2 protein-coding genes are annotated in these 657 nt (G+C 56.2%); both read right to left on the bottom strand.

Translation table 11 applies throughout. The features are described 5' to 3' along the window. Nucleotides 1-440, bottom strand: a 440-nt coding sequence (locus KHC27_RS18905; protein WP_213341121.1) for a helix-turn-helix domain-containing protein, incomplete at its 3' end; no start/stop codon positions are given. Further along, on the bottom strand, nucleotides 427-657 hold a 231-nt coding region (locus tag KHC27_RS18900; protein ID WP_213341119.1), incomplete at its 5' end, for a hypothetical protein. The genes KHC27_RS18905 and KHC27_RS18900, both read right to left, overlap by 14 nt.

Here is a 657-nt window from a genome sequence, read left to right as displayed (position 1 = left end):
GCGTCCGCCAGCTCGTCGACGAGGTCCTGCTCGAGCATGGCGAGGGCGCCGTCCCTAAGCTCCGGCGCGACGCGGGCGACGCGGTTGTAACGCTTGATCTGCAAGTCAAGCAGCGCCGGCCCGGGAAGGTCGATGCCGAAGGCGGCATGAGCCCGTTGAACGATCGCTGCAACGTCCTTGAACAAATGCTCGTCGATGCCGATCGACATGGTTTGCGACGGCGACTGCATGGAATTTCGCATTGAGCCTTCACCCGTGAGCAGCCAATGCGAATGGCAGCCAAGCTCCGTCAACCGTAGCAGGTAGGCCGTTTTTGGCATAGTTCGGCTGGTCTCATAGCTGCTGTAGGTGCGCAACGGTATTTCAGTAAGGTCAGCCATCTCTTGCTGGCTCTTGCCTAGCGATTCGCGGAACTGACGCAACCTCTCACCGATCGACATCGCAAACCACGCAAGCGAGAACAAATCCTTCGCGCTTAGCGGTTGCTTCTCGCATCGCCAATAGCCGCGTAAATTCAATAAGATAGAGCCAAATTTGGCTTGTTCCACGCGCAACATAAGCGCGAAACAAATAAATGGCTTTGACATGCCAAATTTGGCTTGTCATTCTCCCTCCCATGAAAACCGCTCCCGCAACGTCTGACGTCCCAAAAAATCC

This window comes from Ancylobacter lacus (assembly GCF_018390635.1).
GTDB classification, from domain to species: Bacteria; Pseudomonadota; Alphaproteobacteria; order Rhizobiales; family Xanthobacteraceae; genus Ancylobacter; species Ancylobacter lacus.
This window is presented reverse-complemented; position numbering and strand designations above follow the sequence as displayed.